A 21837-nucleotide genomic window follows, 5' to 3' on the forward strand; every position below is an offset into this window, starting at 1 on the left:
GGGCCGGAGGGCCGAAGCCCCCGGGCCCCGGTGTGGGAGGGGGACGGGATCAGCTGACGTTGATCGCGGACCAGGCCGCCGCGACCGCCTTGTACTCGGTGCTGGTGGAGCCGTACAGGGCCGACGCCGCGTTCAGGGCGCCCGTACGGGCCGCCTTGTGGTTGGTCGTCGATGTGAAGTACGTGGTCAGCGCCTTGTACCAGATCTGCAGCGCCTTGGCGCGGCCGATGCCGGTGACGGTGGAGCCGTTGTACGTCGGCGAGTTGTAGGTCACGCCGTTGATGGTCCTGGAGCCGCTGCCCTCGGCCAGCAGGTAGAAGAAGTGGTTCGCGGGGCCCGAGGAGTAGTGCACGTCGACCGAACCGAGGCCGGAGGACCAGTAGTCCTTGGAGGCGCCGTCCTTGCTCGGCTTGTCCACGTGGCGCAGCGGGGTGCCGTCGCCGTTGATGTTGGGGGCCCGGGCGGTGGGGGCCGGCCGGGGTGGTGCGGTGGGGCTGTGGCGCGTCGGGCGAAGGAAGAGTGACACCGGCGACACGTACATGTCATGAGGGTCGAATGATGTTGGCCGAAAACAGTCGCCGAGGTGAACATTGCGTGCGCGTAAAACGGCCTGACCTCGGTAGAAGCCCAACCAGGGGAATGTATGGGCTCGGCAGAAAAGAGGCGTCGCCCCGGGGGTGCCTGACCACCCGGGGCGACGCCCTGACCACGGCTCTTTACGGGAAGGTGAGCTTCCAGCCGTTGATGTAGCCGGTGTCGTACCGCGCCCGGTCCTGTACGCGCAGCCTCCAGGTGCCGTTGGCGGCCTCGGAGGAGGCGTTGACCGTGAAGGTCTGGTTGATGTTGTCCGCGGAACCGCCGCTGCGGTTGCGCAGGTTGTACACCGTGCCGTCCGGGGCCAGCAGGTCGACGACCAGGTCACCGCTGTAGGTGTGCACGATGTCGACCGAGACCTGGAGGTTGGACGGCGCGTTGCCCGTCCGCCCGGAGACGGTGATCGAGGAGGTCACCGCGGAGCCGGCGTCCGGGATCGACACGTCGGCGGTGTTCTCGAAGGACGTACCGCCACCGCCGCCGCCGTCACCGGAGCGCGAGCCGACGTTGACGGCCGCCCACGCGTCCTGCACCGCCTTGTACTCGGCGCCGTCCGTGCCGTACAGCTCACCGGTCGCCGCCAGGGTGCCGGTGCGGGCGCCCGCGTAGTTGGTGGTGGAGGTGAACTTGGTGGTCAGCGCGCGGAACCAGATCTTCTCCGCCTTGCCGCGGCCGATGCCGGTGACCGGGAGGCCGTCCGAGGTGGGCGAGTCGTAGGTGACACCGTTGACGGTCTTGGTGCCGCTGCCCTCGCTCAGCAGGTAGAAGAAGTGGTTGGCGGGGCCGGACGAGTAGTGGACGTCGATGTTGCCGATGCCCGAGTACCAGGAGTCCTTGGACGCGCCGTCCTTGCTCGGCTTGTCCATGTGGCGCAGCGGGGTGCCGTCGCCGTTGATGTCGATCTCCTCGCCGATGAGGTAGTCACCGACGTCGGAGGGGTTGTCGGCGTAGAACTCGACGGTCGAGCCGAAGATGTCGCTGGTCGCCTCGTTCAGGCCGCCGGACTCGCCGCTGTAGTTGAGGCCCGCGGTGTTCGAGGTGAGGCCGTGGGTCATCTCGTGCGCGGCCACGTCGATCGAGGTGAGCGGGTTGGCGTTGCCGGAGCCGTCGCCGTAGGTCATGCAGAAGCAGCTGTCGGACCAGAAGGCGTTGACGTAGTTGTTGCCGTAGTGGACCCGGGAGTAGGCGCCCACACCGTCGCCGCGGATGCCGCTGCGGCCGTGCACGTTCTTGTAGTAGTCCCAGGTCAGCGCGGCCCCGTAGTGGGCGTCGGCGGCGGCCGACTCCAGGTTGGACGGGCTGCCGTTGCCCCAGACGTCGTCGGATCCGGAGAAGAGGGTGCCGGTGCCGGAGGTGCCCCGGTTCAGGTTGTACGTGCGGTGGTTGCCGCGCGCGCCGTCGGTGAGGTTGTACGACGACCCGGACTGGGTGGTGGTCAGGTCGACGGTGCCGCTGTAGACGGTGTGGCCGGTCCCGTTCTGGACGGCCTGCCACTCGTACAGCTTCTCGCCCGTGGTGGCGTCGGTGACGACGTGCAGCTCCTGCGGGGTGCCGTCGTGCTGGAGGCCGCCGACGACCGTCTCGTACGCCACGACCGGCTCGCCCCCGGCGGCCCAGATCACCTTGCGCGGGGCGCGGTCGACGTCGGCGCCCTCGGCCTTCTCGGCCTTCGCGGCGGACAGGGCCTGCTGCTCGGCCTTCGCGGCCGGCACCTCGGCGGTGGTGGTCGGGGGCTTCACCGCGGCCCGGGTGGCCTTGACGGCGGAGTCGGCCGCGCCGGCCGTGTCGCCCTGGACGACCAGGTCGCCGCCGAGGACGGGCAGGCCGTCGTAGGTGCGCTCGTAGCGGACGTGCACGGTGCCGTCGCGGTCCTTGAGCACGTCACGGACGACGAGCTTCTCCTTCGCGCCCAGGCCGAGGTCCTTCGCGGTCTGCGCCTTGGTGGCGTTCGCCTCGCGGATCAGCTCGGCGCGCTGGGCGGGGGTGAGCCTGACCGACTCGGAACCCGGCTTCGCCCCGCTCGCCGCCGCCGGCGTCCGCTCCGGAGCGGCGGTGGCGGTGCCCGACTGCACGGCCGTGGCGATCAGCGCGGCCACCCCGGCGAGGGCGACGGCGGCGGCACGGCGGTGCGTGGCGTGGGGGGTGCGTCTGTGGGACCTGCTTCTCAACGCTGACTCCTTCTGCGCGGCCGCGGGTCGCGCGGCCTGGGGAGACCGGACGGCGGGTGAGCCGCCCGGGCAGAACGGAAGTGCTGTGAGTCGTGGCCGCCGGACAACTGTCGGGTGACGCTGTGGGGTTGCTGTGGAGCGGCCGTGGGAAGAGTGGCAGGGGATCGCGGTTTCTGTCAGGAGCGCGTCAGGAATTTGGCCGGAAACCGTTCGTTGTCCGGGAGTTCACGTTCGATATGCGAACCGTTACGGGAGGGGCGTGGGCCGGTCCCCGTGCCAGGAGCGCCGCAGCGCCGCGTACGCCCCGCCGGCCGCCACCAGGGCGTCGCACGAGCCGAGTTCGGTCAGCCGGCCGCCCTCCGTGACGGCCACCCGGTCGGCGTCGTGCGCGGTGCGCGGCCGGCTCGGCGTGGTCCTGCCCGCCCCGGACGGCCCCGCCACGCCGCTCGTCCCCCTGTGCGCCGTCGCGGCTACGCCAGACTGTCGCGCCAGGCCCGGTGCAGGTCGGCGAACCGGCCCGTGCCCGCGGTCAGTTCGGCCGGACTGCCGTCCTCCACGATCCGTCCGCGCTCCATGACCAGCACCCGGTCGGCGATCTCCACCGTCGACAGCCGGTGCGCGATCACCACCGCCGTACGCCCCTTCAGCACCGTCGCCATCGCCCGCTGCACCGCCCGCTCACCGGGGACGTCCAGCGAGCTGGTCGCCTCGTCCAGGATGAGGACCGCCGGGTCCGCCAGCAACGCCCGGGCGAAGGAGACCAGCTGGCGCTGACCGGCCGAGATGCGGCCGCCCCGCTTGCGCACGTCGGTGTCGTAGCCGTCGGGCAGGGCGGCGATGAAGTCGTGCGCGCCGATCTCCTTCGCCGCCTGTTCGATCTCCTCGCGGGTGGCGTCCGGCCGGCCGATCGAGATGTTCTCGGCGACCGTGCCGGAGAACAGGAACGCCTCCTGCGTCACCATCACCACCTCGCGCCGCAGATCGCCTCCCGCGAGGTCGCGCAGGTCCACCCCGTCGAGCAGCACCCGGCCGTCGGTGGCGTCGTAGAAGCGGGCGAGCAGCTTCGCCAGGGTCGACTTGCCCGCGCCGGTGGAGCCGACGACCGCGACGGTCTGCCCGGCCGGGAGGGTGAGGCCGAAGCGGGGCAGCACCTCGCCGCCGGTGCGGTACGCGAACCGGACGTCGTCGAAGACGACCTCGCGGCCCGGGAGCCCGGGGCGCCGGGCCGGCAGCTCCCGGGGCGCCGACGGCTCGGGCACGGACGGGGCCTGCGCCAGCAGCCCGGCGATCTTCTCCAGCGAGGCCGCCGCCGACTGGTAGGAGTTCAGGAACATGCCGAGCCGGTCGATCGGGTCGTACAGCCGGCGCAGGTACAGCACCGCCGCCGCCAGCACGCCCAGCTCCAGCGACTCGTCCGCGACCCGGTGGGCGCCCCACAGCACGATCAGCGCGACGGTGGTGTTGGCGGTGACCCGGGAGCCGACGACGTAGCGGGCCATCTCAAGCAGCGCGTCGCCGTTGGTCCGCTCGTGCCGCCGGTTCAGCACCGCGAAGTCGGCGTCGTTGGCGGCCTCCCGGCGGAAGGCGCGCACCGGCCGGATCCCGTTCATCGTCTCGACGAACTTCACGATCACCGACGCGATGGCCGTCGACCGCTTCCGGTACACCCGCCCCGCCCGCCGCCGGTACGACCGCACGAGCAGGTACAGCGGCACGAAGGACGCCACCGCGACGGCGCCGAGCCCGAGGTCCAGCCAGAGCAGCAGCACCGAGATGTAGACGGCCGACAGGATGACCATGACCAGTTCCTGCAGGCCCTCCTCCAGCAGCTCCCGCAGGGACTCGACGTCGGTGGTGGAGCGGGAGATGAGGCGGCCCGAGGTGTAGCGCTCGTGGAAGTCGACGCTGAGCGCCTGCGCGTGCCGGAAGATGCGGCCGCGCAGGTCGAGCAGCACGTCCTGGCTGACCCGGGCGGAGGCGGTGACGAACCCGTACTGCAGCGCTCCGGCCGCCCCCGCGCACAGCAGGTAGCCCACCGCCACCGCGATCAGCGGCCCGTTGTCGTCGTCGCGGAACGCGGGCACGGCCCGGTCGATGGCGTACGCCACCAGCAGCGGCCCGGCCTGCACGGCGGCCTGCTGCAGCAGCAGCAACAGCGCGGTGACGGCCACCCTGCCGCGCAGGGGCGACAGCAGGGAACGCAGCAGTGTGCCGGTGGCGCCCGGGGGAGCGGGCAGCCGGTCCTGGTCGAAGGGGTCGTCGGACGGCGGGGTCCGGTCGTCGTCCTGGTCCCGGGCGGGTGCGGTGGTGGCCGCCGTCATCGCTCGTCCTCCTGTTCCCCCGCGGGGGCGCCGGACATGAGGTGCGCGTACTCGGGGTTGTCGCGCAGCAGTTCGTGATGGGTGCCGACCGCGGTGATCCGGCCGCCGGAGAGCAGGGCGACGCGGTCGGCGAGCAGGACCGTGGAGGGGCGGTGGGCCACGATGAGGGCGGTGGTGTCCGCGAGCACCCGGCGCAGCGCCGCCTCGACGGCGGCCTCCGTGTGCACGTCGAGCGCGGACAGCGGATCGTCGAGGACCAGGAAGTCGGGGCGTCCGACGACGGCCCTGGCCAGCGCGAGCCGCTGCCGCTGACCGCCGGAGAGGCTGAGGCCCTGCTCGCCGACCTGGGTGTCCACGCCCTGCGGCAGCGCGTGCGCGAAGCCGGCCTGGGCGACGGCGAGGGCGCGCTCCAGGTCCGCCTCGCCGCTTCCGCCGCCCATCAGCACGTTCTCGCCGACGCTGGCGGAGAAGAGGGTGGGTTCCTCGAAGGCGACGGCGACGCGGGAGCGCAACTCCTCGCGGGACATCTCGGTGATGTCCGTCCCGTCGAGGGTGATCCGTCCCGAGGTCACCTCGTGCAGGCGCGGCACGAGGGCGGTGAGCGTGGTCTTGCCGCTTCCGGTGGCGCCGACGAGGGCGAGGGACTCGCCGGGGCGGATGTGGAGGTCGACGCGGTCCAGGACGGGCGGGGAGCCGGAGGGGGCGTCGGGATACCGGAAGCTGACGCTCTCGAAGACCAGCCCCTCCGCCGCTGCGGGCACCCGTGCCGCCGGGGCGGCACGGGTGGGCGATGGGGGTCCCCCCGCTCGAGCGGAGCCGAGAGTGGGGGAGGCGTCTCGCAACGCCGGGCCGCGCACCCCACCCCCGCGGACCCCCGACTCCGGTTCCGCGTCCATCACCTCGAAGTACCGTTCCGTGGCCGTCGCCGCCTCCTGGCTCATCGCCAGCAGGAAGCCGATCGAGTCCACCGGCCAGCGCAGCGCCAGCGCGGTGGACAGGAACGCCACCAGCGTCCCCGCGGACAGCGATCCGTCCGCCACCCGCACGGCCCCCAGCACCAGCGCCGCCCCGATCGCCAGCTCGGGGAGCGTCACGATGACGCCCAGGATCGTCGCCAGCAGCCGGGCCTTGTGCAGCTCCGTCCCCCGCAGCTTCCCCGACAGCTCCCGGAACGCCCGCGCCTGGCTGCGGTGCCGCCCGAACCCCTTGACGATCCGGATGCCGAGCACGCTCTCCTCGACCACCGTCGTCAGATCGCCCACCTGGTCCTGCGCCAGCCGGGCCGCCCCGGAGTACCGCTTCTCGAACACCACGCAGGTGATCAGCACCGGCACGGCCGGGACCAGGATCACCAGCCCCAGCGTCCAGTCCTGGATCAGCATGATGATCACGCCGACGAGGATCGTCACTCCGTTGACCAGCAAGAACGTCAGCGGGAAGGCCAGGAACATGCGCAGCAGCATCAGATCCGTCGTGGCCCGCGACAGCAGCTGACCCGACGGCCACCGGTCGTGGAACGCGATCGGCAGCCGTTGCAGGTGCCGGTACAGAGCCGCCCGCATCTCCGCCTCGACGTGCGACAGCGGACGCGCCACCAGCCACCGCCGGAACCCGAACAGCAGCGCCTCCGCCAGTCCGAGCAGCAGCAGGTACAGCGCGCCGAGCCACACCCCCGCCGGGTCCCGGTCGGCGATCGGCCCGTCCACCATCCACTTCAGGACGAGCGGGATGACCAGTCCGATGCAGGAGGCGACGATCGCGATGAACGCGGCGCTGAACAACCGCGTCCGCACGGGCCGTACGAACGGCCACAGCCGCAGCAGCGTCCGCACGGTGGAGCGGGATTCCGGGGGAGAAGGTGGAGTGGACATCAGCAGGGAGCCTACGGTTCGCCGCCGGCCCTGCCCACCGGGTTTTGGCCGGACCGGTCTCCGTCGCCGGTCCCACGACCTGCGCCTACGGGGAAGTCGTACGCCCGTATCAACCGATCGGCCGATGCCCGTTCGAGCGTACCGGCCGATGTGCCGGTGCCCGCCGCGCGGCGACGCCGGAGCCGTGTCCGTCGCCGACGTCGCCGGTCCGCGCAAGTCCTACGGAGGCCGTGCGGCCGTCGACGGCGTCTCCCGCACCCTCGAGGAGGGCGGGACCTTCGGCATCCTCGGCCCGAACGGCGCAGGCAGGACCACCACCGTGGAGTGCGTCGAGGGCCTGCGCGTCCCCGACGCCGGCCGCGTCCGGGTCACCCGCCTCGCCCCGTGGCCGGCGGCGGTGGCCGTCGCCTACGACCGGGGCGTCCTCGGCCGACCGGGGCGCCGCCGGTCAGGTCCGCACCCGCAGCAGCAGCGCCGTCCGGCCCGGCACCGTGATCCGCGTCCCCCCGCGGTGCTCCACGGCCGGGGCCCGGTCCTGCTCCTCCCGCGCGGTGTCGACGACCACCTCGTACCGTCCCGCCCACGGCGGCCCCGGCAGCTCGAACTCCACCGGATCGTGCCCCGCGTGCAGGACGGCCAGGAAGCTGTCGTCGAGGACCGGCGCCCCGTGCTCGTCGTGCCCCGGGATGTCCCGCCCGGAGAGGTACATGCCGAGCGTGGCGGCCGGCGCGTACCAGTCGTCCTCGGTCATCTCCGTGCCGCGCGGGGTGAACCAGGCCAGGTCGCGCAGCCCGTCCGCGGAGTGCGCCCGGCCGGAGAAGAAGGCCCGGCGGCGCAGCACCGGGTGCCGGTGGCGCAGGGCGATCAGCCGGGAGGTCAGCTCCAGCAGGGGCCGCCAGTCCGGGTCGTCCACGAGCGTCCAGTCGACCCAGCCGATCTCGTTGTCCTGGCAGTAGGCGTTGTTGTTGCCGCGCTGGGTGCGGCCCATCTCGTCGCCCGCGACCAGCATCGGCACGCCCGTCGACAGCAGCAGCGTGGTCAGCAGGTTCCGCAGCTGCCGCCGCCGCAGGGCCCGTACCTCCTCGTCCTCCGTCTCCCCCTCCGCACCGCAGTTCCAGGACCGGTTGTCGTCCGTGCCGTCCCGGTTGCCCTCGCCGTTCGCCTCGTTGTGCTTGCGCCCGTACGACACCAGGTCGCGCAGGGTGAAACCGTCGTGCGCGGTGACGAAGTTGACCGAGGCGTACGGCCGCCGCCCGCCCCAGGCGTACAGGTCGCTGGAGCCGGACAGCCGGTAGCCCATCTCCCGCACGTCCGGCAGCGCGTGCCGCCAGAAGTCCCGCACGGTGTCGCGGTAGCGGTCGTTCCACTCCGTCCACAGGGGCGGGAACGCGCCCACCTGGTAGCCCCCGGAGCCCACGTCCCACGGTTCGGCGATCAGTTTCACCCGGCGCAGCACCGGATCCTGCGCGATCACCGCGAGGAACGGGGAGAACATGTCGACGTCGTGCATCGAGCGGGCCAGCGCCGCCGCCAGGTCGAAGCGGAAGCCGTCCACGCCCATCTCCGTCACCCAGTAGCGCAGGGAGTCGGTGATCAGGCGCAGGACGTGCGGCTGGACGACGTGCAGGGTGTTGCCGCAGCCGGTGTAGTCGGCGTACCGGCGGGCGTCCGGCTGGAGGCGGTAGTAGCCGCGGTTGTCGACGCCCTTCAGGGAGAGCGTGGGGCCCAGCTCGCCCGCCTCCGCGGTGTGGTTGTAGACCACGTCGAGGATCACCTCGATGCCGGCCGCGTGCAGGGCGCGCACCATCCGCTTGAACTCGCCGACCTGCTGCCCCCTCGTCCCGGACGCCGCGTACCCCGCGTGCGGCGCGAAGTAGCCGATGGAGTTGTAGCCCCAGTAGTTGCGCAGTCCCCGCCGCAGCAGGTGGTCCTCGTGCGCGAACTGGTGCACCGGCAGCAGCTCCACCGCCGTGACGCCCAGTCTCACCAGGTGCTCGATCGCGGCGGGGTGGGCGAGGCCGGCGTAGGTGCCGCGCAGCTCCTCGGGGACGCCCGGGTGCCGCTGGGTGAAGCCCTTGACGTGCAGCTCGTAGATCACCGAGTCCGCCCACGGCGTCTTCGGCCGGCGGTCGTACGTCCATTCGTCGTCGGGTCCGCCGTCGTGGACGACCACCCCCTTGGGGACGTACGGCGCGGAGTCCCGGTCGTCGCGCACGGTGTCCGCGACGTGCTGCTCCGGCCAGTCGCGCACGTGCCCGTACACCTCGGGCGGCAGCCGGAAGTCCCCGTCCACCGCGCGGGCGTACGGATCGAGCAGCAGCTTCGCCGGGTTCCAGCGGGCGCCGGTCCACGGGTCCCAGCGGCCGTGCACCCGGTAGCCGTAGCGCCGGCCGGGCAGCACACCCGGCACGAAGCCGTGCCAGATCCCGTGCGTCAGCTCGGTGAGCCGGGCCCTGCTCTCCCCGCCCCGCTCGTCGAACAGGCACAGCTCGACCCCCTCAGCCCCGCCCGCCCACAGGGCGAAGTTGGTCCCCGCCACCCCGTCCGGGCCGACCCGGAACCGGGCGCCCAGCGGCGTCGGCCGGCCCGGCCGCACCGGCACCGTGGGCACGGGCGGCGCAGGCCGCGCGCCGTTCACGACGGCCGCCGGGCGCCCGTCCCCGGTGGCCCGCTCCGCGGCCACCGCCTCCTGCTCGGCTGCGCTGGACACCTGTCAGCCTCCCGCGGCTCGTGGGGGACGGCGGCGGACAGGGGGTGCGCGGCCCGTTCATCGGCCCGGCCGCGGCTCCCCGGCGCGTCGTCCTCCCAAGGTTCTGCCCAGAGGGTGCCTCGCACTCACGTTTCCCCGGAGGGCGGCATGGTCGTTTCCCGGAGACGAGACCCGTCGTTGGGCACCGCGTGAGGTACGTACAAGGGCGCGCACGGCGCGCGAGGGCCGCGCTGGCCACCGTAGTGACATGGGCAGGACTGCTGACCGGAGCCGCCGGCTGCACCGCGGACGGCACCGTCGGCGGGGCGTTCGGGCCCCCGGCCGCCGAGGACGTCATCCGCGTGTCGCCCGACGACGGCAGCAAGGACGTACGCCCCGGTGCGGCGCTGCGGGTGCGCGTGCCGGACGGGCGGCTGGAGTCGGTGAAGGTGGTCGTGGAGCAGGACGCGCGGCGGTCGCCGGTCCCCGGGCGGATCTCCGGCGACGGACTGACCTGGAAGCCCGACGACGAGCGGCTCGCGCTGGCCGCCGAGTACACCGTCGACGCGGTGGCCGTGGACGGCGACGGCCGCCGCTCCGCCCGGCACACCACCTTCACCACCCGGGTCCCGGAGGAACGCTTCATCGGCTACGTCGCCCCGGAGCACCGCTCCACCGTCGGCACCGGCATGATCGTCTCCCTGGAGTTCAACCGGAAGATCGTCCACCGTGCGGCCGTCGAACGCGCCGTCCGCGTCACCGCCCGCCCGGCCGTCGAGATCCGCCCGCACTGGTTCGGCGACTCCCGGCTGGACTTCCGCCCCGAGGAGTACTGGAAGCCCGGCACCGAGGTCACCGTCGACCTGAACCTGCGCGACGTCGAGGGGGCGCCGGGCGTCTACGGCCTCCAGCGCCGCACCTTCACCTTCACCGTCGGCCGCAGCCAGGTCTCGGTGGTCGACGCCGCCGCGCACACCATGCGGGTGCGGCGCGACGGGGAGCTGCTGGCCACCGTGCCGATCACGGCGGGGGCGCGGAAGACGCCCACGTACAACGGCAAGATGGTGATCACCGAGATGCTCGAGGTCACCCGCATGAACGGCGCGACGGTCGGCTTCACCGACGACGACGGCAAGGGCGAGTACGACATCCCCGACGTCCCGCACGCCATCCGCCTGACCAGCTCCGGCACCTTCCTGCACGGCAACTACTGGGCCGACGCCGACGTCTTCGGCGACTCCAACGTCAGCCACGGCTGCGTCGGCCTGCGCGACGTGAAGGGCGGCGGGGCGGACACCCCGGCGGGCTGGTTCTTCGACCGCAGCCTCGTCGGCGACGTCGTCGAGGTCGTCAACAGCAAGGACCGGGAGGTCGCCCCGGACAACGGCCTCGGTGGCTGGAACATGAACTGGAAGGAGTGGAAGGCGGGCGGCGCGGTGAAGTGACTCCCGGCGGGTCCGTTGAACTTGGAACGGAACGGTGACAAACCCGTCGCCCCGCACCCCTCTGGCCTGTGGTTACTATGCCCGAGCGCGCGAGGGGCGCGCGGGGGCGCGGGCCCGGCAGGGACCGGACCCGCCGAGGGGAGAAACAAGTGAACGTGGGACCCATACCGGGGTCGGCGCCGGGTGGCGCACGGGGGCGGGGCGGAAGGAAGCTGGCGGCGCTGGCGCTCGGCGTGATGCTGGCGGTGACCGCCTGCGGCAGCGGGGGCTCGGAGCCGGGGGCCGGCCCGGGCGACGGCAAGGGCAAGGACTCCACCGCCGCGCAGAACAAGCAGTCCGAGGCCGTGGTCGGCATCGCGCCCGAGGACGGCGCGAAGTCCGTCGAGACCAGCGGCGCGCTGAAGGTGAGCGCGAGCAAGGGCAAGCTCACCGAGGTCGTCGTCAAGAACCCGGACGGCGACGAGGTCGAGGGCGAGATATCCGGCGACGGCGCCACCTGGACGCCGTCCACCCACCTGGCCGCCTCCACCAAGTACACGGTGCACGCGGTCGCCAAGGACTCCGAGGGCCGCACCGCCGCCGAGGACTCCAGCTTCACCACGCTGACCCCGAAGAACACCTTCGTCGGCACCTTCACCCCCGAGGACGGCTCCACGGTGGGCGTGGGCATGCCGTTCTCGCTGCGCTTCACCCGGGGCATCACCAACCCCGAGGACGTCGAGAAGGCCATCCGCATCACCACCGAGCCGGCCGTCGAGGTCGAGGGCCACTGGTTCGGCAACGACCGCCTCGACTTCCGCCCCGAGAAGTACTGGAAGGCCGGCACCAAGGTCACCGTCGACCTCAACCTCGACGGCGTCGAGGGCCGCGACGGCGTCTACGGCGAGCAGTCCAAGAAGATCTCCTTCACCATCGGCCGCAAGCAGGTCTCCGTCGTCGACGCCAAGAAGCTCACGATGAAGGTCGAGCGGGACGGCAAGGTCGTCAAGACCATCCCGGTCACCACCGGCGCGGCCGGCATGGAGACCTGGAACGGCCAGATGGTCATCAGCGAGCGGCTGAAGGTCACCCGGATGAACGGCGAGACGGTCGGCTACGGCGGCGAGTACGACATCAAGGACGTCCCCCACGCCATGCGCCTGACCACCTCGGGCACCTTCCTGCACGGCAACTACTGGGGCGGCGACGCCTTCGGCAACTACAACGCCAGCCACGGCTGCATCGGCCTGCGCGACGTGCGCGGCGGCTGGGACAAGAAGGCCCCGGGCGCCTGGTTCTTCGACAACTCCATGATCGGCGACGTCGTGATCGTCAAGAACTCCAACGACGCGACCGTCGCCCCGGACAACGGCCTCAACGGCTGGAACATGTCCTGGGAGAAGTGGAAGGCGTAGCCCCCGCGCGTGACGTGTCCGGCCCCGGTGCGGAGTACCGCACCGGGGCCGCTGCCGTTCACCCGCGTGCCCCGTCCGGGGCGCGGGGACGTACCGGGACGCCCGCCCCGGCGCCTGACCGGTTTCCCGCCGGAGCGCCGCGGGCTGCCGTACGGGGCGACGGCGTGCTGCTGTGCGTGCCCGCGCTGCACGGCCCCGCCGCGGTGACGGCCCCGTGCTCATGGCGGCCGACCTCGTGTTCGGCGCCTTCGGCCAACTGGTCGACGTCACGGTCATGGCCGTCCGGCAGGCCGTCACCCCGGACGGGACGCTGCGCCGACGCGTCGTCGAAGCCCTGCGCCGACACGGGTCCGCGTGCGGTGAGAGGGCGGTCGGGTGGGCCGTGGTACCCCCGGGTGTGAACGACCGCTAACCTGCGGGCATGACCGTACATCTGGAAGTCGCCGAAGGCGTCGGCACGCTGCGGCTGGACCGGCCGCCCATGAACGCGCTGGACGTCGCCACGCAGGACCGGTTGAAGGAGCTCGCCGAGGAGGTCACGCGGCGCGAGGACGTGCGCGCCGTGGTGATCCACGGCGGGGAGAAGGTGTTCGCGGCGGGCGCGGACATCAAGGAGATGCAGGCCATGGACCACACGGCGATGGTCCTGCGCTCCAAGGCCCTCCAGGACTCCTTCACGGCCGTGGCCCGCATCCCCAAGCCGGTGGTGGCCGCCGTCACCGGCTACGCGCTCGGCGGCGGGTGCGAGCTGGCGCTCTGCGCCGACTACCGGATCGCCGGGGAGAACGCCAAGCTGGGCCAGCCCGAGATCCTGCTCGGTCTGATCCCGGGCGCGGGCGGCACCCAGCGGCTGTCCCGGCTGATCGGGCCCTCCAAGGCCAAGGACCTCATCTTCACGGGGCGCCAGGTGCGGGCCGACGAGGCGCTGGCGCTCGGCCTGGTGGACCGGGTGGTGCCCGCCGGCGAGGTCCACGCGCAGGCGCACGCGTGGGCGGCGAAGCTGGCGCAGGGGCCGGCGATCGCGCTGCGCGCGGCGAAGGAGTCGGTCGACACCGGTCTCGAGACGGACATCGACACCGGCCTCGCCGTCGAACGGAACTGGTTCGCGGGTCTTTTCGCCACCGAGGACCGCGAGCGGGGAATGCGCAGCTTCGTGGAGGAGGGGCCGGGCAAGGCGAAGTTCCGGTGAAAGCCCGCCCGGTGCCTTGCCATTGACGCGACGACTGATCGGGGTCCCTCGATGGGGCGGATTGTGGGTGCCTTGGTGCACCCCTGAGTCGTTTATGTCGAGGGAGCCCGTCAATTGCCCGAGAGCGAGCCGTTTCCCCAGGTCGGAAGGGCTCCCAAGGGATTCGATGTGTCACTGGCACAAGCCACCGAGCTCTTGTCGGGTGGGGGTGCACGGGGGGCGCATTCCCCCGGAACGGCCCCCGGGGACTCCCCGGACGGCCATGATGAGGGCATGGCGGGGCTGGAGGGCATGGAACAGCCGCGGGGAGACCGGCGTACGGCAGTGCCGCGCTGGTCGCCGACGGTCGAGGACGAACGCGCCCTGAAGGCGCTGGAGTTGTTCGGCAATCCGACGGAGGCGGAAGTTCCGCTGCCGTCCCGGCCCGAGTCCGCCGCCACCGCCCGCCGGATCGTCCAGGTGGTCGTCCTGCGGGAGTGGGGCCTCACCGCCAGGACCGCCGAGGACGCCGTCCTGCTCGTCTCCGAACTGGTCGGCAACGCCGTGCGGCACACCGGCGCGCGGGCCTTCGGCCTCCGCATGCGGCACCGGCGCGGCTGGATCCGGATCGAGGTCCGCGACCCGTCCCGCGGACTGCCCTGTCTCATGCCGGTCCAGGACATGGACATCAGCGGCCGGGGCCTCTTCCTCGTCGACAAGCTCGCCGACCGCTGGGGCGTCGACCTGCTGCCCCGGGGCAAGACCACCTGGTTCGAGATCCGCGTGATGGACCGCTGAAGGCTCCCGCGGTGTGTCACCACCCGCGCTCCCCGGGTCTCCCCCCACGGGAAGGCCCGCCGACGGGTGGTCGCCGCACCGGAGGCTCGGGAGGCCCGATAATCTGACCTGCGTCAGCAAGACGGCAAAGTACGAGACGAGGGGCGGACCGGTGGCGGACATCGAGGAAGCGCGCAAGCAGTTCGAGCGGATCGACACGGACGGGGACGGGGTCATCACCGCCGCCGAGTTCAAGGCCGCCCTGGCGCAGGGCGGTGACTGGAACGTCACCGAGTCGGTCGCCGAGGCCCTGATCAAGTCCCGGGACCTGAACGGCGACAAGCTCCTGTCCTTCGACGAGTTCTGGATCCACTTGAACAAGTAGGTCCGGAACGGCTCGCCCGCCCCGGGGGCGGTGTCGATCACGGTGGTTCCCGGAGGGAACCGAAGTGGACATCGACCCCCGGGAGGGGGACCGGCGCGGCACACAGGCGTACGGGACCTCGGGCCGAAGTCGCGCCTTCGGGCCCCGGGCACGCCCGGCCGGTGGAGCCGCTCCGCCGTCGCGGGCCCGCACCGAGTCGCCGTTCCGCCGCCCCGTCCGGGGCGGACGCCTTCCCCCACGGAGCCCATCAGCCATGCGCACCAACCGGCCCCCCGCCCGCCGCTTCCCGGCGCTGCTCGCGGTGTCGGCCGCCCTTCTCCCCTTCCTGGTCACGGCCTGTACGAGCGGCGCCCCCGGCGACGACCGGGGCGCGGACAAGCCCGTCCTGCCGCCCGTGCGCGCCGGATTCGACTACCAGCTCGGCGGCGCCTACGCGCCCCCGGACGGGGTGGACGTCGTCGTCCGCGACCACACGGCGTCCCCGGCGCCCGGCGTCTACACCATCTGCTACGTCAACGCCTTCCAGGCCCAGCCCGGGAAGGAGGAGGACTGGGACCCCGACCTCCTGCTGCGCGACGACGCCGGCGACGTGGTCATGGACGAGGAGTGGGGCGAGGCGATGCTCGACATCGGCACCGCCGCCAAGCGCGGCCGGATCGCCGGGAAGGTGAACGACTGGATCGACCAGTGCGCGTCCAAGGGGTTCCAGGCCGTCGAGCCCGACAACTACGACAGCTACACGCGGGCCCCCGGCGACCTGCTGAGCGCGGACGACGCGAAGGCCTTCCTCGCGCTGCTCTCCTCGCACGCGCACGACAGGGGTCTGGCCATCGGCCAGAAGAACACCGCCGAGCTGGCCCCGGAACGCAAGGAGGTGGGCCTCGACTTCGCCGTGGTGGAGGAGTGCGGGGCGTACGAGGAGTGCGACGACTACGTCAGCGCGTTCGGCCCCCACGTCCTGGTCGTCGAGTACAGCGAGCGGGGGCTGCGAAGGGCCTGTGACGGCTGGGGCGACGACATCGGCGTCGTGCGCCGTGACATGGACCTCGTGACGAAGGGAAGCCCCGGCTACCTGCGGGAGACCTGCGAGGACGGATGACAGGACCGCGCCGGCGCGGACGGCGACGCGACGGGCGTCTCCCCGGGGGACCGGCCCCTGCCGTGCGTCCTAGGCGCCCTCGGCCCACTCCTTCAGCGCCGACCTGCTGGAGAAGTCCGCGACGTTCCTGTCCAGCGGGTCGTCGGTGTACTGGTGGAAGCGCCACTTCGCCCGGATGCGGGGTTTCCCGGCGGTGACGTAGTCGGCGATCCAGAGGCCGTCGCCCGCGTAGGACGTCGTGTCGACGTTCAGCCAGAAGTTCCGATTGCAGTACAGGATCACCCTGTTGTGCGGCCGCAGCTCCTTCACCTTCTTGATGAAGCGGTCCTTCTCCGCGTTGCTCGCATGCGTTCCCTCGCCCGTCGTCTCCCAGTCGACCGCGAGGACGTCGCCCCGCTTCTCCGGGGCCTTGCGCACGAAGTACTCCGCCTGGGCGGTGAGGTCGCCCGGCCAGAGGAAGTGGTAGAAGCCGACGACCAGGCCGGCGTCGCGGGCCCTCTCCGTCTGGGCCGAGAGCTTGGGGTTGGTGTACGAACGGCCCTCCGTCGCCTTGACGAAGACGAAGGACAGACCGTCGGTGCCGTACGAGGACGACTGGTACGAACTCACGTCGATGCCGCGCAGCATGGGGCTCCCTGAGGTGCCGGTGGGGGAGGGGAGTCGGGATGATTTCTTCCCCGTCCCGGCACGGGCGACCCGTACGGGACGGGGAAAGTCCGGCCCCGGGGGTCACTGACGTCTCCGGTGTCACTCCGATGTCGTTTCTCCGTCATGTTCCGCTCACTTCGCACAGATGAACTAGCCGGAGAAGGGGCGTGAGTCGACGCCCGATGAGAGCGCGGAGAGACGAGATGGCCGAATCGGCTGAGGCGGTGACGTTACCCGCACCGATCGACACGCTCCTCGCCGCCGCCGTCGCCCGGCGCTTCTACCTGGAGCAGCGGTCGAAGGTGGAGATCGCCAAGGAGTTCGGCATCAGCCGGTTCAAGGTGGCCCGCCTCCTCGACGCGGCCGTGGCCCACGACATCGTACGGATCGACATCACCGTCCCGGCCGAGATCGACGTCCCCCTCGGACGGGCGCTGACCGAACGGTTCGGACTCCGGCACGGGATCGTCGTCGACCTGGGCCGCGGCGACGGCGGCACGACGGCGCCGGCGGACCAGCGGCAGAGCGGCCGCTGGCTCGGTACGGCGGCGGCCCGGCTGATCTCGGAGATCGCCGAGGAGGGCGACGTCCTCGGGCTGGACGGCAGTCACGTGGTGGACGCGCTCAGCGAGGCGGTCGTCCGGCTGCCGCTGTGCGACGTGGTCCAGCTGACCGGGGTGCACGGGCGGGACCTCGCCCATGACGCCGCGATCGCCGCGGTCCGCCGTACGGCCGCGGCGGGCGGCGGCAGGGCGTTCCCGCTCCACACCCCGTTCCTCCTGCCCGACGCCGTGACGGCCGCCGTCCTGCGCAGCCAGCCCGCCACCGCCGAGACGCTGGACCGGTTCGGCCTGGTCACCAAGGCCGTCGTCGGCGTCGCGGCGTGGGACGCCCCGCACTCCACGGTGTACGACGCCCTGTCCGAGCGGGAGCGGGAGACGCTCCGGGAGGCGGGAGCATGCGCCGAGGTGGCCGGCCACGTCCTGGACGCCGAGGGCCGGGTGATCCCCACCGAGCTGAACGCCCGCACGATCGCCGTCAGCGCCGCGGAGCTCCGGGGCGTCACGGAGCTGATCGGCGTCACGGCCGGTGGCCGCGGCACCGGGGCGGTCCGCGCCGTGCTGAGGTCCGGACTGCTCACCGGAGTCGTCACGGACGCCACGACCGCGCGCCGCCTCCTCTGGCACGACGACCTGGACGACCCGGCACGGACCGCGCCGTCGTCCCGATCCACCGAATGAGGACAGCGATGAGCCAGCAGGACGAGGCGCTTCCGCCCGTTCCGGACGACATCCGCGAGGCGGGCCGCCTCGCCCCGGACCACTGGCTGGGGGTGGTCGACCCGATGTGGTCCGGGGAGGGGAGGCCCCCGGAGTGGGCGATGACCGGCCGGTGGCGGTCCGGCCTCGACGGGGAGATCGTCGAGTGGGAGGACAACCCCGAGTACCGGCCGTCCCCGCGTGCGCTCGGCTGGCCCGAGCCGGAGGACGAGGTGGACCGCGCCGTCCAGCTCGCGTCGACCGGGTACGGGCCCGGCGAGGCGGTGCCGGCCGCGCTGACGGGACGCGAGGTGGCCGTGCTGACGGCGCCGGGCGGCGGCTTGCTGAGTGCGGCGGCGCCGGACGGGACGCCGGTCGTCCCGGTGTTCACCTCGTCGGTGTTCCTGCACACCACGGGGCGTTTCGCGTTCGAACTCGTCGGCGTGGACGACCTCGTGACGCGCGTCCCCGAGGGGCACGCGCTGTACCTGAACCCCTCGGCCGCGGTGAGCATGCTGCTGGATCCCGGCGCCGTGCGCGACGCGGCCGGGGAGGGCGCGGACGCGGAGGCGCGGCCCTCCGCCGCGCCCGCGGGCCGTACCGCGCGGGTGCTGACCGAGGCCGTCCACCCGGTGCGGGAGACGGACGCGTGAGCCGCTGGTCGTCCGTGATGCCGGGCCGGGGACGCAGGTCCGGCTCCGGTACGGGCCGCCGCGGCACGGCGAGCCCGGCCGGCGGCGCGAGCGGCGCCGGGAACCGGGGCGTCGGCGGCCCGCCGGTCGAGGACGTCGACGGCGTGCTGCTGGTGCGCTCGGTCGAGGACGACTCGTTCCCGCTGGACGTCGTGGCCGAGGTGGCGGGCGCCGTCGGGCGGGAGGCGGACGTCGTCACGGTGATCGTGGGCTCCGCCGCCGGGGGCAAAGGACCCGACGCCGACCACTGGGCGCGGCTGGGCGCGCTGCTCGACTCCCTCCGCGCGCGGGGCACCGAACGGGTCCGGCTCGTGATGTCCGGCGCCGGTGACGACCGGCCGGACCGGCCCAGCGTCGCCCGCAGGATCGCGGACGCCTGGGAACTGGAGGTGACGGCTCCGGACGGGGCCGTCCTGATCACGCCCGGGGGAGCGCTCTTCGTCCACGGCGACTCCGGACCCGGCTGCGCGTGGTGGCGGTTCGCGCCCGGCGAGCAGCCCCGGAAGGCGGGCCGGCGCGCCCCGGCGCCCGTCTGGGAGGAGGCACTGGAGGGGGTGCCCGCGCGCACGGCCGGGGGCTGCGTCGTGGACCGTGTCCCGGCGGGCGTGGTGATCCGCCCGGCCGGGGCGCCCGGACCGGCCCCCGACGACCTGTGCTTCTCCGTGCCCGTCGACTTCGAGCGGCTGACGGTGCTGGTCGGCGCCCCGCAGGCGGAGGACGTCGCCGCCGACGAGGTCGCCGCCGTCCTCGAGGGGCTGCCGGAGGCGGAGCGCGCCCGCACCCGGCTCGCGCCCGGCGGCCGGCGCGACCTGCTGCGGCTCGGGCAGTCGGTCGCCGATCTGCTGGGCGCCGAGGTGGAGGTGCTCACCGGTCTGCCGCTGCTCGACGACCACGCACCGCCCGGCACGCCTCCCCGGCCGACGCTGGTCGGGCTGGACGGCAGGCCGAGCTGGCGGCCGTTCGTGTCGTCCGTGGTCTGCGGGCCGGTCGACTCCGAGGGGCGGGCTCCCGTGCCCAGGCCGGTGGAGCTCCACCCGCCCGACTGGATCCTCGGCGGCGGCGAGCGGGGGACGGTACGGCTGACGGACCGCTGGCAGGCGACGGTGACCCGGGCCGGCCTCGCCCTGTGGACCCAGGACGGCCCCCGTCCGGGGCCGCTCGGACCGGCCGTCGACCCGGAGGTGTGCGCCATCGAACTGGGCATGCCCGGACAGCCGTTGGACGACTCCCTGCTGCCCGCGCTGTCCCGCCTCGTGCGCGGCCTCGGAACCGACGTCCGCTCCCGCGCCACCCTGCTGGTCCGCGGCAGGCTCCTGGCGGGCGACGGCGCCCTGCGCCGCCTGGCCGCCGAACACGGCATACCGGGCATCCGCTACGTCACCGCCGGCCGGCCCTCGCCCCTCGGCCCGGCCGCCCGCCGGCCGGGGACGGCCGCGGAGCCCGGCCGGACGGCCCACGGGCCCGGTCCCGCCGTCGGGCCCGGCCGGGCAGCGCCGACCGTGGCCCACGGTCCCGGCACGGCCGCCGGTACGGCCGCCGCCGGGGTGGGCCGTGCCGTGCCGCCCGGTGCGGGTGCCGGTGGCCCCGGAGCCGCCGGACCCGGCCGGACTCCGCCGCTCGGCGAGGCGGCCCGCGGGACGGGTACGGCCGCCGCTCCGCCGGCCGCCGGGTCCGGCGCCGGGGTGGGCCGGGGGCCCGGCGGGACCGTCGTCGGCCCGCCGGCCGCCGGTCCCGGCGGGGCTGTGCCGGCCGGTGGGGCGGCCCGCGGGACGGGCACCGCCGCCGCCGACCCGCGGGCCGGCGGCCCCGGTGGGGCTCCGGCACCCGGCGGGGTGGTTCAGGAGTCCGGTACGACCTCCGCCCTTCCGTCCGCCGGCGCCGGAGCGACCCGTCGGCGGACCGGTGCGGCGGCGAGTGGTCCGTCGGCCGCCGGACCCGGCGCCGGAGCGGCCCGCCCCGACGGTACGGCCGCCGCCGGCCCGCGGGCCGCCGGGTCCGGGGCGCCGACGCTTCCGCCCGCCGGGTCCCCGGACGCCCTTCAGGACGACGGGACCGCCGAAGCGAACGGTCCCTCGGCCGCCGGACCCCTCGCCTTCCCGGACCTCCTCGTGGACGCGGACGCTCCCGGCCGGCCGGGAGCCGGCGCCGGAGGGCCTGTGCCGCCGGAATCCCTTCGGGAGGGCGGGCCCGTACCGTCGCCGGATTCCCCTCCGGACGGCGGGGCCGCAGGGCCCGGGGGAGCGGAGCCCGGGACGTCCGTGCCCGCCGTGTCCCCGGAGGCCGGTCCACGGGGGCGGTCCGCGGAGGGGGCCGCGACCGCCGCGCCGCCGGAGACCGGGGACGGTGTCGGGAGCGAGCGGAGGGCTTCCGCGCCCGGTGCGGCGCCGGACGGCGGGCAGGGCCCGGGGGCAGCGGGGCCCCGGCCCGCCTCCCCGGCCGGGCCACGTCCCGGAACCGCCGGTGAGGGAAGCGGCCCGGAGCCGGACGGCGGCCGTGCCGGGACGGGACCGCGCGGGCGGAGCGGTGCGGCGCCCGCCCCGGACCGCGCCGCCCTTCCGTTCGCGCCCGGACACGTCAGCGGGGCCGCCGAGCGCGCCGCGTTCCGGGACGCCGCGGCCGGCGCCTGGGAGCGGCACGCCGCCGCCGTGTCCCGGGTGCTCACCCGGATGCCCGCCCTGCGCGGCCACGAACTGGAGGCGGCGCGCACCGACCTGGTCGCCGCGCACGCCTACCTCACCGCCGGGGAGGGGCCGCTGCACCACCGCGAGCTGATCCGGGACCTGCACACCGGCGAGGGACGCCTGCTGCCCTACGCCGGCTGCCTGGCGTCCGCCCTGCGCCGACTGCCCTCCTACCGGGGCGTGGCCCTGCGCGGCGGGGACGCCGACGGCCCCGGACCGGCGGTCGGCGCCCTGCTGCACGACCCCGCCCCGGTCAGCGCCCTGGCCGGGAACTCGGCGCTCCCCGCCGGGTCCCCCGTGCGCTACGCGATCTGGTCCGTCACCGGACGCAAGGTACGGCAACTGCTCGACCGGCCGGGCGGTCCCACGGAGACGCACGAGGAGATCGTCTTCGTGCCGGGGACCGGCTTCCGGGTGCTGGGGGTGCGGACCGCGCCCGCGGGCCCCTCCGTCGTACTGCTGCGTGAGCTTCCCGGGAACGCGACCGCCTACATGGACGGGTCGGAGGAACTGAGCGGCCTGGACCTCAAGGCCCTCGCACACCTCGAGGAGGCGCTGGCCAAGGGCTTCCGCGTCGGTGACGGTCCGCAGTGGCCGGAACGCTGTTCCGGGCCCGTGGGCCAGGACGGATAGCGCGCGACGGGGA

16 protein-coding genes and 2 pseudogenes are annotated in these 21837 nt (G+C 73.8%); 11 read left to right on the forward strand and 7 right to left on the reverse strand.

The window, feature by feature from the left end:
* Positions 1 to 49: 49 nt before the first annotated feature.
* The 5 genes and pseudogenes from ACZ8ZB_RS23730 to ACZ8ZB_RS23750 form a co-directional block, all read right to left on the reverse strand.
* A pseudogene (locus ACZ8ZB_RS23730) lies at positions 50 to 451 on the reverse strand (M4 family metallopeptidase); the annotation flags it as partial.
* A gap of 265 nt (positions 452 to 716) precedes the next feature.
* The gene (locus tag ACZ8ZB_RS23735; RefSeq protein WP_470739665.1) at positions 717 to 2762 is read right to left on the reverse strand and encodes a M4 family metallopeptidase; all 2046 of its coding nucleotides are present in this window, start codon (positions 2760 to 2762) and stop codon (positions 717 to 719) included.
* 246 nt (positions 2763 to 3008) lie between these two features.
* Positions 3009 to 3203 (reverse strand): hypothetical protein, encoded by a 195-nt coding sequence (locus ACZ8ZB_RS23740; protein ID WP_470739666.1) that lies wholly within the window; start codon positions 3201 to 3203, stop codon positions 3009 to 3011.
* A 29-nt stretch (positions 3204 to 3232) separates the two neighbouring features.
* Positions 3233 to 5083, reverse strand: a complete 1851-nt coding sequence (locus ACZ8ZB_RS23745) for an ABC transporter ATP-binding protein (protein ID WP_470739667.1) — start codon at positions 5081 to 5083, stop codon at positions 3233 to 3235.
* Positions 5080 to 6954, reverse strand: coding sequence for an ABC transporter ATP-binding protein (locus tag ACZ8ZB_RS23750; RefSeq protein ID WP_470739668.1), 1875 nt, complete (start codon positions 6952 to 6954; stop codon positions 5080 to 5082). The genes ACZ8ZB_RS23745 and ACZ8ZB_RS23750 overlap by 4 nt, the downstream gene beginning before the upstream one ends.
* A 148-nt stretch (positions 6955 to 7102) precedes the next feature.
* On the opposite strand from ACZ8ZB_RS23750, the pseudogene ACZ8ZB_RS23755 reads away from it, so the two are divergent.
* A pseudogene (locus ACZ8ZB_RS23755) lies at positions 7103 to 7339 on the forward strand (ATP-binding cassette domain-containing protein); the annotation flags it as partial.
* A gap of 63 nt (positions 7340 to 7402) precedes the next feature.
* Here the strand turns inward: ACZ8ZB_RS23755 and glgX are convergent.
* Positions 7403 to 9664, reverse strand: coding sequence for a glycogen debranching protein GlgX (glgX, locus tag ACZ8ZB_RS23760; protein WP_470739669.1), 2262 nt, complete (start codon positions 9662 to 9664; stop codon positions 7403 to 7405).
* A 188-nt stretch (positions 9665 to 9852) separates the two neighbouring features.
* Between glgX and ACZ8ZB_RS23765 the strand changes: the two genes are divergently transcribed.
* The 7 genes from ACZ8ZB_RS23765 to ACZ8ZB_RS23795 all read left to right on the forward strand — a co-directional run bounded on the left by ACZ8ZB_RS23765 (position 9853) and on the right by ACZ8ZB_RS23795 (position 15911).
* On the forward strand, positions 9853 to 11088 hold the full coding sequence (locus ACZ8ZB_RS23765) for a L,D-transpeptidase (RefSeq protein WP_470739670.1): 1236 nt from the start codon (positions 9853 to 9855) through the stop codon (positions 11086 to 11088).
* A 149-nt stretch (positions 11089 to 11237) separates the two neighbouring features.
* Positions 11238 to 12482, forward strand: a complete 1245-nt coding sequence (locus tag ACZ8ZB_RS23770) for a L,D-transpeptidase (protein WP_470739671.1) — start codon at positions 11238 to 11240, stop codon at positions 12480 to 12482.
* 220 nt (positions 12483 to 12702) lie between these two features.
* A complete protein-coding gene (locus ACZ8ZB_RS23775) occupies positions 12703 to 12894 on the forward strand; it encodes a hypothetical protein (RefSeq protein ID WP_470739672.1) in 192 nt (63 codons plus the stop codon).
* A 9-nt stretch (positions 12895 to 12903) separates the two neighbouring features.
* The gene (locus ACZ8ZB_RS23780; protein WP_470739673.1) at positions 12904 to 13671 is read left to right on the forward strand and encodes an enoyl-CoA hydratase/isomerase family protein; all 768 of its coding nucleotides are present in this window, start codon (positions 12904 to 12906) and stop codon (positions 13669 to 13671) included.
* A 273-nt stretch (positions 13672 to 13944) separates the two neighbouring features.
* Entirely contained in the window at positions 13945 to 14448 is a 504-nt protein-coding gene (locus tag ACZ8ZB_RS23785; RefSeq protein ID WP_470739674.1) for an ATP-binding protein, read from the forward strand.
* A 151-nt stretch (positions 14449 to 14599) separates the two neighbouring features.
* Positions 14600 to 14812, forward strand: coding sequence for an EF-hand domain-containing protein (locus ACZ8ZB_RS23790; RefSeq protein WP_470739675.1), 213 nt, complete (start codon positions 14600 to 14602; stop codon positions 14810 to 14812).
* A 253-nt stretch (positions 14813 to 15065) separates the two neighbouring features.
* Positions 15066 to 15911 (forward strand): endo alpha-1,4 polygalactosaminidase, encoded by an 846-nt coding sequence (locus ACZ8ZB_RS23795; protein WP_470739676.1) that lies wholly within the window; start codon positions 15066 to 15068, stop codon positions 15909 to 15911.
* 69 nt (positions 15912 to 15980) lie between these two features.
* Here ACZ8ZB_RS23795 and ACZ8ZB_RS23800 read toward each other — a convergent pair whose 3' ends face one another.
* A complete protein-coding gene (locus ACZ8ZB_RS23800) occupies positions 15981 to 16538 on the reverse strand; it encodes a glycoside hydrolase family 25 protein (protein ID WP_470739677.1) in 558 nt (185 codons plus the stop codon).
* A gap of 224 nt (positions 16539 to 16762) precedes the next feature.
* Between ACZ8ZB_RS23800 and ACZ8ZB_RS23805 the strand changes: the two genes are divergently transcribed.
* From ACZ8ZB_RS23805 to ACZ8ZB_RS23815, 3 genes are read left to right on the forward strand one after another with little or no spacing between them, the layout of a single operon-like run.
* Positions 16763 to 17800, forward strand: a complete 1038-nt coding sequence (locus tag ACZ8ZB_RS23805) for a sugar-binding transcriptional regulator (protein ID WP_470739678.1) — start codon at positions 16763 to 16765, stop codon at positions 17798 to 17800.
* Positions 17801 to 17808: 8 nt separating this feature from the next.
* Positions 17809 to 18471 (forward strand): type VII secretion system-associated protein, encoded by a 663-nt coding sequence (locus ACZ8ZB_RS23810; protein ID WP_470739679.1) that lies wholly within the window; start codon positions 17809 to 17811, stop codon positions 18469 to 18471.
* Entirely contained in the window at positions 18468 to 21824 is a 3357-nt protein-coding gene (locus ACZ8ZB_RS23815; protein WP_470739680.1) for a hypothetical protein, read from the forward strand. Before ACZ8ZB_RS23810 ends, ACZ8ZB_RS23815 begins: the two co-directional genes overlap by 4 nt.
* Positions 21825 to 21837 lie beyond the last annotated feature (13 nt).

This window comes from Streptomyces sp. 12E, assembly GCF_055633275.1.